The 15,719-nt window shown below is 57.4% G+C and carries 17 protein-coding genes and 3 pseudogenes; 10 read left to right on the forward strand and 10 right to left on the reverse strand.

The annotated features are described in order from the left end of the window. Window positions 1–9: 9 nt before the first annotated feature. Together sufB and AC1DVE_RS09695 are read right to left on the reverse strand one after the other, a co-directional pair. Window positions 10–1,458 (reverse strand): Fe-S cluster assembly protein SufB, encoded by a 1,449-nt coding sequence (gene sufB, locus AC1DVE_RS09690; RefSeq protein WP_223453767.1) that lies wholly within the window; start codon window positions 1,456–1,458, stop codon window positions 10–12. Between the two features lie 261 nt (window positions 1,459–1,719). Continuing rightward, entirely contained in the window at window positions 1,720–2,037 is a 318-nt protein-coding gene (locus AC1DVE_RS09695) for a Rieske (2Fe-2S) protein (protein WP_223453764.1), read from the reverse strand. A gap of 161 nt (window positions 2,038–2,198) precedes the next feature. Between AC1DVE_RS09695 and AC1DVE_RS09700 the strand changes: the two are divergent. Continuing rightward, window positions 2,199–2,870 (forward strand): annotated as a pseudogene (locus AC1DVE_RS09700) (amino acid permease); the annotation flags it as partial. Window positions 2,871–3,159: 289 nt separating this feature from the next. Here AC1DVE_RS09700 and AC1DVE_RS09705 read toward each other — a convergent pair. The 4 genes from AC1DVE_RS09705 to AC1DVE_RS09720 form a co-directional block, all read right to left on the reverse strand. Then, the gene (locus tag AC1DVE_RS09705; RefSeq protein WP_223453762.1) at window positions 3,160–3,630 is read right to left on the reverse strand and encodes a YbhB/YbcL family Raf kinase inhibitor-like protein; all 471 of its coding nucleotides are present in this window, start codon (window positions 3,628–3,630) and stop codon (window positions 3,160–3,162) included. 217 nt (window positions 3,631–3,847) lie between these two features. Continuing rightward, window positions 3,848–4,141, reverse strand: coding sequence for a hypothetical protein (locus AC1DVE_RS09710; protein ID WP_223453760.1), 294 nt, complete (start codon window positions 4,139–4,141; stop codon window positions 3,848–3,850). A 327-nt stretch (window positions 4,142–4,468) separates the two neighbouring features. Further along, on the reverse strand, window positions 4,469–5,086 hold the full coding sequence (locus AC1DVE_RS09715; protein WP_223453758.1) for a dTMP kinase: 618 nt from the start codon (window positions 5,084–5,086) through the stop codon (window positions 4,469–4,471). A gap of 251 nt (window positions 5,087–5,337) precedes the next feature. Then, on the reverse strand, window positions 5,338–6,240 hold the full coding sequence (locus tag AC1DVE_RS09720; RefSeq protein ID WP_223453756.1) for a LysR family transcriptional regulator: 903 nt from the start codon (window positions 6,238–6,240) through the stop codon (window positions 5,338–5,340). Window positions 6,241–6,391: 151 nt separating this feature from the next. Here AC1DVE_RS09720 and AC1DVE_RS09725 point away from each other — a divergent pair, with 151 nt between their 5' ends. From AC1DVE_RS09725 to AC1DVE_RS09745, 5 genes and pseudogenes are all read left to right on the forward strand, one after another. Continuing rightward, window positions 6,392–6,589 carry a tautomerase family protein gene (locus AC1DVE_RS09725; protein ID WP_223453754.1) on the forward strand — a complete coding sequence of 66 codons (198 nt, stop codon included), beginning with the start codon at window positions 6,392–6,394 and terminating at the stop codon, window positions 6,587–6,589. A gap of 83 nt (window positions 6,590–6,672) precedes the next feature. Then, window positions 6,673–6,843: pseudogene (locus tag AC1DVE_RS09730) on the forward strand (putative quinol monooxygenase); the annotation flags it as partial. A 72-nt stretch (window positions 6,844–6,915) separates the two neighbouring features. Then, window positions 6,916–7,530: a nitroreductase family protein gene (locus AC1DVE_RS09735; RefSeq protein ID WP_223453752.1), complete on the forward strand. Its 615-nt coding sequence runs from the start codon at window positions 6,916–6,918 to the stop codon at window positions 7,528–7,530. Window positions 7,531–7,621: 91 nt separating this feature from the next. Further along, window positions 7,622–8,987 (forward strand): annotated as a pseudogene (locus AC1DVE_RS09740) (MFS transporter). A gap of 77 nt (window positions 8,988–9,064) precedes the next feature. Continuing rightward, window positions 9,065–10,018, forward strand: a complete 954-nt coding sequence (locus tag AC1DVE_RS09745; RefSeq protein WP_223453750.1) for an alpha/beta fold hydrolase — start codon at window positions 9,065–9,067, stop codon at window positions 10,016–10,018. Between the two features lie 27 nt (window positions 10,019–10,045). Here AC1DVE_RS09745 and AC1DVE_RS09750 read toward each other — a convergent pair whose 3' ends face one another. Beyond that, entirely contained in the window at window positions 10,046–10,945 is a 900-nt protein-coding gene (locus AC1DVE_RS09750) for a LysR family transcriptional regulator (RefSeq protein ID WP_223453907.1), read from the reverse strand. Window positions 10,946–11,054: 109 nt separating this feature from the next. Here AC1DVE_RS09750 and AC1DVE_RS09755 point away from each other — a divergent pair, with 109 nt between their 5' ends. The 4 genes from AC1DVE_RS09755 to AC1DVE_RS09770 are packed head-to-tail and all read left to right on the forward strand — an operon-like array spanning window position 11,055 to window position 13,628. After that, the gene (locus tag AC1DVE_RS09755) at window positions 11,055–11,684 is read left to right on the forward strand and encodes an NADPH-dependent F420 reductase (RefSeq protein ID WP_223453748.1); all 630 of its coding nucleotides are present in this window, start codon (window positions 11,055–11,057) and stop codon (window positions 11,682–11,684) included. 19 nt (window positions 11,685–11,703) lie between these two features. Next, window positions 11,704–12,525, forward strand: coding sequence for a DODA-type extradiol aromatic ring-opening family dioxygenase (locus tag AC1DVE_RS09760; RefSeq protein ID WP_223453747.1), 822 nt, complete (start codon window positions 11,704–11,706; stop codon window positions 12,523–12,525). Between the two features lie 13 nt (window positions 12,526–12,538). Next, the gene (locus tag AC1DVE_RS09765) at window positions 12,539–13,210 is read left to right on the forward strand and encodes an alpha/beta hydrolase (RefSeq protein ID WP_223453745.1); all 672 of its coding nucleotides are present in this window, start codon (window positions 12,539–12,541) and stop codon (window positions 13,208–13,210) included. Between the two features lie 16 nt (window positions 13,211–13,226). Further along, complete coding sequence (locus tag AC1DVE_RS09770) at window positions 13,227–13,628, forward strand: DoxX family protein (protein ID WP_223453743.1); 402 nt, start codon at window positions 13,227–13,229, stop codon at window positions 13,626–13,628. A gap of 114 nt (window positions 13,629–13,742) precedes the next feature. Here AC1DVE_RS09770 and AC1DVE_RS09775 read toward each other — a convergent pair whose 3' ends face one another. The 3 genes from AC1DVE_RS09775 to salA form a co-directional block, all read right to left on the reverse strand. Further along, complete coding sequence (locus AC1DVE_RS09775; protein ID WP_477783905.1) at window positions 13,743–14,192, reverse strand: LysR substrate-binding domain-containing protein; 450 nt, start codon at window positions 14,190–14,192, stop codon at window positions 13,743–13,745. Further along, complete coding sequence (locus AC1DVE_RS09780) at window positions 14,189–14,338, reverse strand: hypothetical protein (protein WP_223453739.1); 150 nt, start codon at window positions 14,336–14,338, stop codon at window positions 14,189–14,191. Before AC1DVE_RS09780 ends, AC1DVE_RS09775 begins: the two co-directional genes overlap by 4 nt. Window positions 14,339–14,418: 80 nt before the next feature. Further along, window positions 14,419–15,702 carry a salicylate 1-monooxygenase gene (gene salA, locus AC1DVE_RS09785; RefSeq protein WP_223453737.1) on the reverse strand — a complete coding sequence of 428 codons (1,284 nt, stop codon included), beginning with the start codon at window positions 15,700–15,702 and terminating at the stop codon, window positions 14,419–14,421. Window positions 15,703–15,719 lie beyond the last annotated feature (17 nt).

Here is a 15,719-nt window from a genome sequence, read left to right on the forward strand (position 1 = left end):
CCCCGGGCCTCAGCCCACGCAGCCCTCAAGGCTCACGCCCAGCAGTTTCTGGGCCTCCACCGCGAACTCCATCGGCAGCTCCTTGAACACCTCGCGGCAGAAGCCATTGACGATCATCGGCACCGCGTCCTCCGCGCTGATGCCGCGCTGCCGGCAGTAGAAGAGCTGCTCATCGCTGATCTTCGAGGTGGAGGCTTCGTGTTCGACCTGGGCGCTCGGGTTCTTCACCTCGACATAGGGGAAGGTGTGCGCGCCACACTGGCTGCCCAGCAGCAGGGAGTCGCACTGCGTATGGTTGCGGGCGCCTGTCGCGGCCTTCTGGATCTTCACCAGGCCGCGGTAGGTGTTCTGCCCATGGCCAGCGGAGATCCCTTTGGAGAGGATGGTGCTGCGCGTGTGCCGGCCGATGTGGATCATCTTGGTGCCGGTGTCCGCCTGCTGGTAATGGTTGGTCAGCGCTACCGAATAGAACTCGCCGACCGAATAGTCGCCCTGGAGAATCACCCCCGGATACTTCCAGGTGATGGCCGAGCCGGTCTCGACCTGGGTCCAGGAGATCTTCGAGTGCACACCGGCGCACTTGCCGCGTTTGGTGACGAAGTTGAAGATGCCGCCGCGCCCTTGTGCATCGCCCGGGTACCAGTTCTGCACCGTGGCGTACTTGATCTGGGCGTTATCCAGCGCAACCAGCTCGACCACCGCCGCATGCAGCTGGTTCTTGTCGCGCATCGGCGCGGTGCAGCCCTCGAGGTAGCTCACGTAGGCGCCCTCCTCGGCGACGATCAGCGTGCGCTCGAACTGGCCGGTATCCGCGGCGTTGATGCGGAAGTAGGTCGACAGTTCCATTGGGCAGCGCACGCCCTTGGGCACGTAGCAGAAGGAGCCGTCGGAAAACACCGCCGAGTTCAGTGTGGCGAAGAAGTTGTCGCTGTAGGGGACCACCGAACCCAGGTACTTGCGCACCAGCTCCGGATGGTTCTGCACGGCGTCGGAGAAGGAGCAGAAGATCACGCCGACCTCGGCGAGCTTGTGCTTGAAGGTGGTCGCCACCGAGACCGAATCAACCACGGCGTCCACCGCGACGCCGGTCAGGCGCTCCTGCTCGGCGAGGGAGATGCCGAGCTTGCCAAACATCTCGCGCAGCTCGGGGTCGACCTCGTCGAGGCTATTGGGCCCCGGCGTTTTCGGCTTTGGCGCCGAGTAATAGATGATGTCCTGGTAGTCGATGGGCTCGTAGTGGACGTTCTGCCAGGTTGGCTCGCGCATCGTCAGCCAGTGGCGGTAAGCCTTCAGGCGCCAGTCGAGCAGCCACTGCGGCTCGTTCTTCTTCGCCGAGATCAGGTGGATGACGTCTTCGTTGAGCCCGCGCGGTGCCGCGTCGCTCTCAATATCAGAGACAAAGCCGTACTTGTACGCCCGGCTGCTGAGTTCGCGGATCCTGGCATTGTCAGTGCTCATCGCTGACTCCTCCTGCTGCTGGCAGGACGATTCGATTGTTTTAACTATACTCCATCCCTAATTTAGCAAACATGCTCTTTATAAGGCATGAATAGCCTGTAAATTCAACATGTTATAAAATACATCTAATAACAGGTGCACACAAAACCTGTAGGAGCTGCCGCAGGCTGCGATCTTTTTTAGGCCCCCTGCACTTAACTGACTGGCATCAGGCCGCGCCCTCGCCTTTTGGCGGTTGCGGCCCGAGCTCCTCCGCAGCGCTCAAGCATCCGCCGATTGCCGCAGCAGGATGTCGTCGCCGTCCACCCGGACCTCGAACTGCTCGACTCGATAAGCCGGTTCCGTGAGGCACTCGCCGCTGGTCACGTCGAACTCGTAGCCGTGCACGGGGCAGGTCACCACGCTTGCGCAGAGCGTTCCTTCTCCCAGCGGGCCGTCCTCGTGCGGGCAGGTGTTGTGGATGGCGAAATACTGGCCGTCCACGTTGAACAGCGCGACGGGCGTTCCCTCCAGGTTCACGGTCTTGCCGGTACCCGCTTCGATATCGACCACGCATGCGACCTTGACGAATTCACTCATGGCGCCACTCCAGGGTGCAACCGGCGCTCGTAGCAGGACGCTGAGCCGCCAAACTCAACAGCTAGACCGTCCCCCCTCGATTGTCAATAAGGCGGCGCACTTCTGCCCCCGGCTCCTGATTCGCCAGTTTCGATCGACGAGACTTGCGCACAGCAACAGTAGCGAAGCATGGCTGGAACGTGTTCTTCTGGGCCATGGACACCCAGGTGAACCCGGCCATCAAGATCGCGCTTTACGTGGCGATTTTCATCTCGCAGATTCTCTGCGGGTTGGCGACCGTGACCTCGGTCTCACGCATGATCTTCGCGTTCTCGCGTGACGGCGGCCTACCCTGCTCGAAAGCGCTGGCCACGGTCTCGCCGACCCATCGCAACCCGGTGGCGGCGATCTGGACCGGTGCCACTCTCGCGGTGTTGTTCGACTGGGGATCATCCCTGGTATCGATCGGCGAAACGCCGGTTTACACGATTGTGGTCTCCTGTACGGTGATCTTCCTGTTCTTCTCTTTCATCATTCCCATCGTGCTAGGCATGTTTACCTTCGGGACCTCGAAGTGGCCGACCATGGGGCCGTGGAACATGGGGCGCGGGTTGTACTCGTTGTTCGCAATCCTCTCGATCATCTCAATGGTGCTGATCTTCGTCATTGGCATCCAGCCGCCGAACGTTTGGGCGCTGTACATCACCATCGGTTTTCTGATTCTGACGGCAATCGTCTGGTTCGCCTTTGAAGCCCGGCGCTTCCAGGGCCCACCCGTGGGCGACATGATCATGAAGCGTCAGGCAGAAATCGCAGCCGCTGAAGAGGCGTTGAATAGACAAGCTGGAAGCTAATTGCCATAGGCATGAAAAACAGGGCGCTGAGCGCCCAATGCCAGTCAGTTAACAAAAATCTACAGTTTGGTGATCAATTGTGGCGAGGGAGCTCGCTCCCGCTCGGCTGCGAAGCAGTCGTAGAACCTGCGATGCGTTCTACCTGAAAAACCTCAGTTGCAGATTTTAGGACCGCTTCGCGCTCCAGCGGGAGCAAGCTCCCTCGCCACAGGTTCTGCATTCGACGTCTCTACTCTTAAATGACTGGCATTAGGCGCTCAGCGCCCCGTTTTTCATGAAACTTAAATCCTCACCTCGTTTTACGGTAGGTGCCGATCAGCTCGGCCTGTGCCAGTACATGGCCGCGCATTGCGCTTTCGAGTTTGGCCTTGGTGGGCTGCTTCAGGTCCGGCAAGACGGTGTCCAGCGCGTAGAGCTTGTGAAAATACCGGTGGGTGCCGATCGGCGGACAAGGTCCACCGTAGCCGGTTTTCTGCCAGTCGTTGAGCCCCTGTAGCGTGCCGGGCGGCAGCGCGTGCAAGTCTTCGGGCAGCTCAGTCGTCCCCATGGGCAAGTTATAGAGTACCCAGTGGACCCAGGTCATCTTAGGGGCAGCGGGGTCCGGTGCGTCCGGGTCGTCGACGATCAGCGCCAGACTCTTGGTGCCTGACGGCACACCGCTCCAGGCCAACGGCGGAGAAACATCCTTGCCTTCACAACTGTAGATCGCCGGTATCGGACCCTGGACATGAAAAGCGGGAGAATCGAGCACGAGTGGCATGGCCGTTACCTCTTTTTGAAGTGTGTTTGACAACAGACTTGATTCCGCGCCCGCTGTTCCCGATAACTAGCACTTTTGCTGGCGAGACTGGTTCCTTGAGCACCACCCAATCTATAGCATCAATCACACGGTTTTGAGCAGGTGTTCGGCCAGCCGCAACAGCGCACCGTGATACGCACCAAGTGAGTCCATGCGATAGCCTTCGTCGTCCAACAACTCAAACCAGGCTTCCGGCTCTTTGGTTTTCCTGTTGTCGCTCATTGTTCATTCTCACCACTTCTGAATCTCCGGTTGCTTCGGCCAGGGCTTCCAGCAGCGCTTGTGTGTGATCTATGGATTCCCGTATCTCGTCAAACGCGTGATCCAGCGCCTGTCCGCTATCCGGCACCTGCCCACCGCTCAGGGCTTTCTGAATGCTCAATTCATCGTGTTTGAACTGACTGACGTTGGCGCGCAATGCCACGAGACGAAGTGATATTTGTGAAAGATAGTATCTGCGTCGCTGAATCATGATGGTGCTCCCGACGAAAGCCTTATTAGTCCTCTATTAATTAAGAGTGACGCTTTCGCTGAGTGTTCAGTGTTGTGGACTGAGTCGGATGCACCCATGAACGTAAATCTGTGAACACTTGACTCCATAGGCCGTACGAAAAGCCAATGCTGGTTGGGACATAGATCGCCGATGAACAGTGAACATCGCCCACAAGTTAAATCAAGTATTACTCAATAGATGCGCATAGGTCCTGTCCGTTTTCCTAACTTCCGCTTTCCTCTTGGCATACATCTCCAGCAATCGACGCTTGATCCGTCTGATCAAGGCCGGCGCAGCGAACTTCGCCTACGGGCACCGAAGGACTCTATAGATCTCAGAAATCACCTGCATCGTTGCGTCTTCGATCGTTCCTTCGTTACGGCATAAAACCCAGCCGTGATCTGCAATTGCTTGCTCGAACGCCTTGGTACAAGCGACATGTTCTTCCAGCTTATGGATCACGGTACTGCCCAGCCCACGCCGTCGTGTCGCTGCCCTTGCCCACGAAATATCAGGGGTGGTGACAACCCCGACATGCAGGTCTGGCACTCGCACGTTTCGATCAATGTTCAACTGTAGAATCTCAGCAAACGGGACTATCCGGCGAAACGCGGCATCAGACGGGTACCAGCGATCGATCAAGATGATGCTGTCTGGTGGCTGTTTAGTCAGCACGTGCCGGGAAATCCAGGTACGGCTATCAGCAAAGCGCTCACAAACCCTCAACTCCAAATCCCGGGTGGGATTTCTGACGAGCTTGTTAACGAGGGTCATTGTTTCACCCCTATAGGGATCGCTTTTTTTCTCGCAAAGTCGGATCACCTTTTTGTTGTCTGCCCTTAGTACTTTCGTCACGGCTTCCAACAGTGTGGTTTTGCCGGCTCCCTTGGGCCCATCTAGAGAAACAAACAGCGGACGATTCATTCTTCGCATAACGATTGAGATACGGTTTTTTTGCCCGGTTCGTTCGCTGGAACCGCTTGGCGCGACTACGCGAATCGAGTGGAGGGACCTAATGAACAGACATTGATGAACACTCTAACTTGGTTTCTGACTAACGGGTCTCAAAATCCAGGGTTATAGCCGCTTATGAGCATCGGTCATCGCGCACAAGTTAAATGATGTGTAAGGCTCTTTAGAGCAATCAATTGGAATTGACCCGGCGTCAGTCTGCATCACTGCCAGTGCTCACATAGCTTAACCAGCTCATCGACCACATACCTGACCTTCGGCCGCAGATGTGACACCTTTGGCCATACGGCATGCACATCGACAGCTTCTGGTTCATACACTTGCAGAACCTCCACCAGTCTGCCCGCCTCGATATCGTCCTGGAACAGGCTGCGTGGCATCTGGCACAAACCGGTGCCGGCGACCGCCGCGAGAATCATGGCTTCCCCGTCGCCAATCTGATGGGTCGACGGTGGCGCGTATCGTACGGTCTGCCCCGCCTGCATGACCCGCCACGACAGCGGCTGGCCGCGTCGATGCCCGACAATGCAACGGTGCTGGCTCAGGTCTTCCAGGGTCTGCGGAATGCCAAAGCGCGTCAAATAGTCGGGGGCGGCACAAATGGCCCAGCGTTGTCGGGTCAGCCGCCGCGCCACCAGACCGCTGGTGTCTTGCAGTTCTCCAAAGCGGACCAGCAAATCGATGCCCTCCTCGAAGGGATCAACCAGGTGGTCAGAAAACGTCAGGTTAAGTTGCAGAGCCGGGTATTTGTTGGCGATCTCAAACAGCAACGGGGCTACGACCCGACGCCCGAATGCCACAGGAATGTCTACTCGCAGGCGTCCGGAGGGCTCACCAGCGCGGGGGCCCAATCCGCTCTCTGCAGCACCAATCTCCTCAAGGGCGGTAGAGCACGCCACGAAATAAGCCTCACCATCCGCGGTCAGGGAAATCCGGCGAGTGGTGCGATGAAACAGCTGTGTACCCAAGCGCTCTTCCAGACGCGCAATGGCTTTGCCTACGGCTGATTTTGACAGCCCCAAGCGCTCGGCAGCCTGAGTGAAGCTAGTCGAGCGCGCGGCTACGACGAACGTGATGACGCCCTGAAACGAATCGATAGGAACCATGCCTGCTCGCCGATTGTAGAGTTTTAATCTACCCAGATTATAGCTTGAGGCCGTTTATCGCCAGCACACTCAACAGTAGGATGAGTTCTAGAAAGACAACGGTGCACATCACGCACCTCTCTCCAGGTCAATGCCCCAAGAGGACACCATCATGCCCGTCGTACGTGTGAGCTGGTTCGAAGGTAAAGAACACGCACAAAAAGCCGCTGTGGCCGCAGATATCACTGAAAGCATCGTTAAACACACCGGTACCGATGCCAACTACATCTATGTCATTTTTGAAGACGTAGCGGCTTCGGATTGGGCGGGTGCAGGCAAACTGTTTGGCGACGTGCCCGAGAAACCCTGACCGCCTTCAGCACCGAATGCATCGACTTGGCCAGCGATGCATCCTCACCAGGCTTTTTATGAAGCCTCTGACACAAGGGCTACGCCGTAGTCAGTCACGTAGACACCACCTTCGCACCATTCGGCAAGCGTTTCCTCGAGCTGTGCACCGTTACCAGCTTGGTGGTCTACGGCACACCGGATGCAGAAATCCGCAAACGCCTTGATCCGTTCGGGGCGGTGTACATGACCCCTTTCGACGGTTTCAGCCGCTGAGTTCAATGAAGGCGCAGGCTCGACGGCAACAACCGGGACTGCGCACATCCCCTTCCCTGCACAGAGATCCCCATGTCCGGTATTGCTGAAGTTATTAAGTCCCGAATTTCCGCCAACAGCTACGACACTGAACGTCAGTTGACGGATCAACAAATTGCCGAGCTGATCGATTTGGCAACGCACGCCCCCTCCGCCTTCAATCTTCAAAACTGGAAGTTCCTGGCGGTACGCAGCACCGAAGCAAAGGCGCGATTGCTGCCATTGGCCTTCGGTCAACAAAAGGTCATGGATTCAGCCGTGACCTTTATTGTCTGTGGCACCCTCAATCCCCATGAAACCCTGCCATCAGCCCTGAAGCCGACGCTGGATGCAGGGATCATTGATCAGGCGATCTACGACATGTGGGTTGGCGCCGCTCAAGGCATGTACCAGGACAGCCCGCAGTTACAACGCGACGAAGCGATCCGCTCAGGCTCGCTGGCGGCCATGACCCTGATGCTGGCCGCCAAAGGACAAGGCCTTGTTTCGACACCCATGATCGGGTTCGACCAGTCGGCAGTGGCACAAGCATTCTGTCTTTCCGCTACGGAGATTCCGGTGATGTTGATCACCGTTGGCTACCCTGGCTCGGCTAACTGGCCGCAAAAGCCCCGTAAAGCTGTCAACGACGTTCTGCAGTTCGTGTAAGCAGTGCTGCCGGCGATAGCCAGGTACAACCTGGCTTCGCTGGCTGTTGCTGATCGACTCGCAACCACCACATGCCAGGGGCTGTGAACCATTGATTGCTGAATCCAAATCACACTCTTCGTTACGCGCGATTCTGACCGCTGCCTGTTTAGGGTTTCTTGTCGTTCAACTTGATGTCAGCGTCGTAAACGTCGGCCTTGGCGCACTCAAAAATGCGTTCGGCACCGACCTCACGGGCTTGCAGTGGGTCATTAACAGTTACGCGCTGCCTTTTTCTGCGTTGCTCATCCTGGGAGGCGCATGGGGTGACAAATGGGGAGCAAAATCTGTCTTTGCGGCGGGTTTCGCTATCTTTACCTTCGCCTCTATCGGTTGTGGTCTCGCCGACAGCATGACCATGCTGATCACGATGCGGGTCGTGCAGGGCATCGGCGCCGCCTTCCTGATACCGACCTCCCTTACTCTGATTCGCGTGTCATTCGACCCCGATGCACGTCGTGCCGCTGTTGCGCTCTGGGGCGCCTGTGGGGGTATCGCCTTGGCCGCCGGTCCCGTGATCGGCGGCCTGATGATCGAGTACTTCGGCTGGCGAAGCGTATTTCTTCTGAATATTCCGATCGGCCTGCTGGCTGTCGGGCTGATCCTGCGTTACGCCCCCGCCTCCCCTCGGATTGATAAGCACGTCGATATTCCAGGGCAAATCAGTATTGCGATTTGCCTGGCGTCACTGACCTATGGCATGACCGAATCCAGTGCCAAAGGTTGGGTAAGCGAAACACTCACCGCGATTGCAATTGCCACGATTAGTGCGGCGGCATTTGTTCTGATCGAGCGTCGGGTAAAGCATCCGATGCTGCCCGCTCACCTGGCAAAAAACAAAGTGCTGGGGAGCATGGCGCTCGCAGGCGCTGCGATCAATCTGATCGTTTTATGGAACGGTCTTCGTTTTCAGTATTTACTTTCAAACCTTCCTGCACTACGACGCATTCAAAACGGGGTTGTCGTTTATCCCGCTGACGGCGGTGCTGACATTTTCTACGATGCTCTCGTCAAGGTTCGCCAGGCGGTTCAGTGCCACTCGTATTATCACGACAGGTTTCACGGTTCAGATCGTCGGATTCATCGCGCTTTCGCAAACCACTTCCAATAGCTCGCTCTGGTCGCTCAATGATGCGTTGATGCTGGTGGGAATTGGCAGCGCCATGTCAGTACCGTTCATTACCAACTCGATGCTGTCCTCGGTCACACAGCATGACGCGGGCATCGCCTCCGGCCTGATGGCCTCCGCCAGGCAACTGGGCGGTGTAATTGGCGTCGCTGTCTTCGGCACGATGATCGCCCATGCGGATAAAGCCGCTTTTTCTGCCGGGCTATCGCGCTCGATGCTGTTTTCAGCGTTGGTCCTGGCAATCTGCATCGCCGTAAACCTGTACGCAGCCTCAGCTCGGCGTCGATAAATGCCGGTATGGATGAGAGTCGCGCCCTTGCACCCTGAATCAACTGCGCCATTTCTTCAACTGGATGGGATTGCACTTTGAAATACCCACTGAACAATCAATCGCTTCTCTCGCTGCTCGGCGAAGACTTTCACTTTCCCCATGAAATCCCTGGTCAACGGGTTCGGGTTTCTGACTTTGAAGGCCTGAAACTCAACAGCTTTGTCACCAGCGACGGTGTCAACCTCGCCTATTGGGAAGCCGGTGCGGGCACGCCGTTGATTTTCATCTCGGGTTGGTCAGCCAACGGTGCGTTGTATTTCCACCTCATGCACATCCTCAGCCAGCATTATCACGTGTACGTGCTGGATGTCAGAAACCAGGGGCTCTCCGAAAAGGTAGCCTTTGGCAACCGGATTTCCCGATATGCCATGGACGTTAAAGAGTTTGCAGATCACCTGGGGCTGTCCCAAGCCGATTACTGCGGGTGGTCGATGGGCGCGTCAATCCTCTGGGCCTATATCGACCTGTTCGGTACACAAGGCATACGCACGCTGAGCATCATTGACCAGGCGCCCTCGGTTTATTGTCATGAAGACTGGACCGAACAGGAGCGACTGCAAGCCGGGGCGTTCACCACCTCGCCAGAGCGCATGATTGCGTCCTACGCCAAAGGAGCGCCTACCAACCAACTGATCAGCGCAACTCGGGTACTGGAACGGGCCATTGCCCTGGACTCACCCTACTTTCACAACGCAATAAGCCTTGCTCAGGCCGTTGTGAAGGATGACATGGCATTTATGGAGCGCGTGCTGTTCGATCACGTCACCAACGATTGGCGGGATGTCATCCAGACAAAGATTGATGTTCCAACCGCCATTTTCACCGGCGAATACAGCGACTGGCTGGACAGCCAACGTTGGATGAATTCGGTCGTCGCGGGATCTGTGCTGCATGTGTACACCAAGGCCGAACAGGGCGATCACTTCCTGGCGTTAAAAAATCCGGAAAAATTCGCGACCGACCTGCGAGGCTTTCTGGATAAGTGCTGAGTCAGACACTATTTGGCGACATCCCCTCTACTGTTCCCATTGAGGGTGGGCAAATCGCTCAGCCAGAAAGTTGATCAGCACCCGGACCTTGGTCGCCAAGTGCTTGCGGGTGGGATAGACCACGTAGATACCCAGTTCGACGGACTGGTACTCAGGCAGGATCTCAACAAGGATCCCGGCCCGCAAATCCTCGGCCACCATGAAGCTGGGCTGCAAGGCAATGCCGCCCCCCGCCAAGGCAATACTGCGACAGGTATCGCCATTGTTGCAGCGAACAATCGAGCGGGTGCGCACACTTTCGCTGCCACCAGGGCCCATAAACTGCCATTCATTGCCGCTGGCGAAGTTGGTATACGCAATCACTCCGTGCTCTGTCAGGTCCGCCAACGTGCGCACTTGTGGATGGCTCGCCAGATAGTCGGGTGAAGCGCACAGACACATTCGCGTGCCCGCCAGTCGGCGCCCTATCAAGGAAGAGCTTTCCATGCGGGCAATACGAACAGCGGCGTCGAAGCCCTCCTCCACAAGATCCACCAGTCGGTCGTTCAAGCTGATGTCCAACTCGACGTTGGGGTAAGCCTTCATGAAGTCGCCCCATAGCGGCGCCAAGTGCAGCACACCGAAACTGACCGGTGCATTCACTCGTAAAACGCCACTGGGTTCTGGAGCGGTGGACGATACGGCCTCCTCGGCCTGATCCATGAGCGCCAGGACTTCACGCGCTTGGTGGTAAAACTGGCGCCCCTCCTCCGTCAATGAAAGCCGGCGGGTCGTGCGATGCAGAAGCCGCGCACCGAGGCGTTCTTCAAGGCCGCTCACGTAGCGTGAAATCGCCGCTTTCGACATTCCCAAGGGTTCGGCCGCCCCGACAAAACTGCCTTTATCGACCACGGTGCAGAAGACCTGCATCTCCAGCGCTCTGTCCATCATTGTCTCGATAAGTGGAACGGTTAGTCGCATTTGGCCTTATTTATCTCGATATCTCAATCTATAAACTGAGCCCATCGATACGCACATCAACTTAAATGAGGTCGCGATGAAAATTACAGTAGTGGGTACGGGCAACATGGGTTCGGCGTTCGCCAAACAATTGTCCAGTGTCGGCCATATCGTTCGGATCACAGGCCGCGACATCGACAAGGCCAAAACCCTGGCCGCTCAATTTGACAATGTCAGCGCTTATCCGGCTGCAGAAGCACTGGGTGACAGCGACATCGTTGTTGTTGCAACCGCCTATGAAGATGCCGCCAAAGCACTGCAAAGCCTGGGCGATCTGACGGGCAAGGTAGTCATCGACATCACCAACCCACTGAGCGCCGACTACATGTCGCTGACCATCGGTCACGTGACGAGCGCTGGTGAAGAAATTGCCAAAGCAGTGCCTCAAGCCCACGTCGTTAAAGCGTTCAATACGTTGTTCGCCCAAATGCTTGCCGACGGCCCGACATTCGCCAATGACCAGCGCGGCAGCGTGTTCGTCGCCAGCGACAGCGAGCGCGCCAAACAGACCGCTACCGCCATGGCACAGAGCCTGGGTTGGAACACGGTGGACGCGGGTGGACTGATCAATGCCCGTTACCTGGAGCCATTGGCAGGTCTGAATATCTACCTCGGTTACGGCGCTGGCCTGGGCACTTCAATCGCCCCTGTCTGGCTTAACAAGTAATTCGTCAGGAGCATTTACCATGAACACTTCGTTCCCCCTGTTGTTTGTGTCTCATGGTGCTCCAATGTTTGCCATCGAGCCTGGTCTGGCGGGTCAACGTCTGGCCGAACTCGGTCGCGAACTGCCGCGACCTGATGCCATCGTCATCCTCTCTCCGCACTGGATGACCCGCGGCGAAATCAGCGTTACGGCGAGCACCGCCCCTGAAACCATCCACGATTTCGGCGGATTTCCCGACGCCTTGTACCAGTTGCGCTACCCCGCTCCGGGGGCTCCGGCTCTCGCCGCTCATATCGTGGGTCTGCTGCAGAATGCGGGATGGAAGTCGCGGCTTGACGCCCGTCGAGGTCTGGACCACGGCGCCTGGGTGCCTCTGCTGTATCTGGCCCCTGAGGCAGACATACCGGTCGTTCAGGTATCGATGCCTGCCGGCCTCGACACCTACCATGCATGGAAATTGGGCAAAGCCCTCACGCCACTGCGCGATATGAAAGTGTTGATCGTGGCTTCCGGAAGCCTGACCCATAACTTGTATGAGTTTCGGGGGGCTGCCAGCCATGAGGCTCACTACGTGAAAGAGTTTGCTGCCTGGACAGCCCAAAACCTGCAGGCGAGCAACACCGATTTGCTACTGGACTATATGCAGCACGCCCCTTCTGCAGAACGTGCCCACCCGACTGATGAGCATTTTTTACCGTTGCTCATCGCCCTTGGTGCGGCCGGCGAACGGTATGAAACGCGTGTCCTGGAAGGCGGCGTGAGCTACGGAGTGCTGGCGATGGACAGCTACCTGTTTACCTCGAACGACAATGATGGATCTGAATCCATTCAACTCAGTTAAGGCATGACAGACCATGGGTGACATTACATTTTCTGAAGCGGCCCGCGAGCCGCAAACGGGCCTGTTTTTCCGCAAAGGGTGCAGCACTTCGGCCCCCAGGGGCCGCCTGCTTTTACTGCATGGTGTCGGTTCAAACGAAGCGAATCTCGCCTCATTGGCCGCATCGCTGCCCGAAGAACTGGAAGTGATTCTGCTGCGCGGTCCGCTGCAAGTTGGCCCACAGGGTTTCGCCTGGTATCAGGTGAACTTCACCAGCAACGGCCCTTCGTTCAATCAAGAGCAAGCAGAGTCCAGTCGGCAACTGTTGCAGCGCTTCATCGAAGCACTGCCCAAGTTGCCGACCGTGATCGCCGGCTTCAGCCAGGGCGGCATCATGAGCGCGAGCCTTGGGGTCACCGAGCCCGAGCTGGTTGCCGGTTTCGCAATATTGAGCGGCCGGATGCTGCGCGAACTTGCCCCCCGGATCGCTTCCGCCGATCGGCTCAGTTCCATCCGCGCGTTCATCGCCCATGGCCATCAAGACAACATCCTGCCAGTGGCTTGGGCGAAAGAGTCGGACGCCTGGCTGGATCGAATCGGCGTCGCCCACGAAACGCATTTCTACGACATGGCCCACGAGATCGTCACTGAAGAACTGGCGGATTTCTCGCAATGGCTGACCCACACACTGTCACTCTCCAAATAAACAAAGGAACCACACCATGATCGACTCACGCACCGCTCCGTATGCCGCACTCGTTATGCGCCTGGCCCTCGGCATCATGTTCATTGCTCACGGCCTGACCAAAGTGCTTGTGTTCACCCCAGCAGGCACCGCAGGCTTTTTTGAATCCATCGGTTTCCCGGGCTTCCTGGCCTACCCGGTCATGGCCTTTGAAGTCATCGGCGGCTTAATGCTGGTGCTGGGTGTCTATGCGCGCTGGGTGGCCGCTCTGGCGGTGGTTCAACTGTTCGTTGCCGCGACCGTCCACTTCGGCAATGGCTGGAGCTTCACCAACGCCAATGGCGGCTGGGAATATCCTGTCTACCTGGCGGCGACAGCACTGGTCGTCGCGTTGCTGGGTGACGGCGCCATGGCGACAAAAGCATCCAGCAAAGCGTAAGTCACTGCTGGCGCAAATTCTGCCGACGCCCTCCCCCCAGCGCGTCGGCGGTTTGCGCTTGGGTCACCGTAACGAATCACGTCAGGCGCGAAGTCATAAAGCTCACGAAGGCCTTTATCTTGGGCGACGGCTGGCGACTGGATGGCCAGAGAATGCTGAAGGTGCGTGGTCGCGAACGTAGCGGTCCAATACCGGCACCAATCGTCCGTCAGCGATGGCGTCCTCGACAAAAAAATCAGGGAGGCAAGCTATTCCCTGCCCCGCCTTAGCCATTGCCAGCAACGGTTCAATCGCGTTGGCGGTAGCCGACTGTCCCAATTCAACAATGGCCTGCCCCTTTTTTGCCACCAGAGGCCAAGCGTCGAGTTTACCGCTGGTGGTGTATCGGTAACGCAGGCATGAATGGCTGGACAGTTCCGATGGCCGTGAAGGAATACCCCGTAGTGAAAGATAGTGTGGAGACGCCACCAGGCGATGACTGTAGCCGTTGAGCTTGCGCATCATCAGCCGCGAGTCTTCAACCTCACCGATACGTATCACGGCATCGAAACCCTCCTCGATCACGTTGACCAATCGATCACTCGGGCGACTTCCTGCAGCAAACGTAAAACGATCTGCTTGCGGCGTGGATCGCCTTCGGTGTTGTCCAGTCCCGAGGCTTGTCGGAAGAATTGCTGCAATTGCGGCAGTTGAGAAATTTTTACTGTCATCTTGATTCACCTGATCTTATTGGTATTCACGAACGAAGAGAGCCGCTGGATGCTCCCTCCGTGCATGTCGGTTCAAGTCGTTAGGCAAGTGCTCGCCAACCCAACTGGGCACGAGCCTCTTGAAGGTCGGACTGCATATCGTGATTCCACAGCCAGCCGAAACGCTCTGCGAGGGTTTTTCCCAGCAGTTGTTCATCATCGGCTACGACTGGATCACGCAGTTCATAAAGCTCCCCGGCTTCCCAGGAGGTACGCTGTACACGACAGGCACGTGGACGACGAATTGCGTCATAAGCCGCGAGCACCGCTTGTGGCTGGCTGTCCAGGACCTGCGGATCGGCCAGCAATCGCGCCAGAAGCCAGGCGTCTTCCAACCCCTGACCTGCGCCAGCGCCCTGGTGCGGCAACATTGCATGCGCAGCATCGCCGATCAGCCCCGCGCGGCCGTGCACGTAGCCTGGCAACTCATCGAGTTCATGCAGAGCCCATAGGGTGGGTGCCGGAATGCATTCGAGCAGCACCCGTGCAGCGTCTCCCCAATGATTGAAGGCAGAGAGCATTTCTTCCTGGCTGGCATTGCGCACCCATGGAGAATCGCTTGGCCAGGTTGGATCAGGGCGACTGCGATCGGAAATGAAGGCCACAACGTTGATAAGCCGGCCTTGTTTAACGGGGAATGTCAGGATATGTGCATCAAGACCCAAGTACATCTGCGGGACGTCGACCAAGTGCTCATCGACACCCCGAGCCCGGTAGGCTGCGCGCAGCTGTTGGCTGTCGATCATCCCACGGTAGGCGCAAGTACCACTGAAACGCGGTGCCACAAGGGGTTGGCCAAGACCGTTGAGAACATGATCACGAATTGTAGACTTGATACCGTCCGCGGCGATCAATAGATCGCAGCGATGCTCAGTGCCATCGGTGAAAAGGACGCGAGCCTGCTCGGCATCCTGCTCCACGCTGACGGCGCGTTTACCGAATTGGGCGATCCCTTCGGGCAACTGGCTGGCCAGAGCATCGAGGAAGTCAGCACGGTGTACCGAAGACTGCCCTACCCCTTCGGCCAGGCTTGCGCCTAGATAGCCGGCATCTTCACCACGACGCCATTCGAACCAGATGTCCTGCCAGGGGTCCTGCGTTTGGTCGGCAATCTTGCGGTAGGGTTCGGCAATACCCAGACCCGCGATGGCACGAACGGCATTGGCGCCGAAGGAGACACCTGCTCCGACCTCGCCAAAGGCTGGAGCCGCTTCGAACAACTGCACGCTCAGATGGGAATGACGGCACAGGTCCAGGGCCAGAGCCACGCCGGCAATACCACCGCCAACAATACCGATGTGCAATTTAGATTGAGAAGTACGCATAGCAAGTTACCCATGAG

It is taken from the genome of Pseudomonas sp. P4_B4 (genome assembly GCF_056402255.1).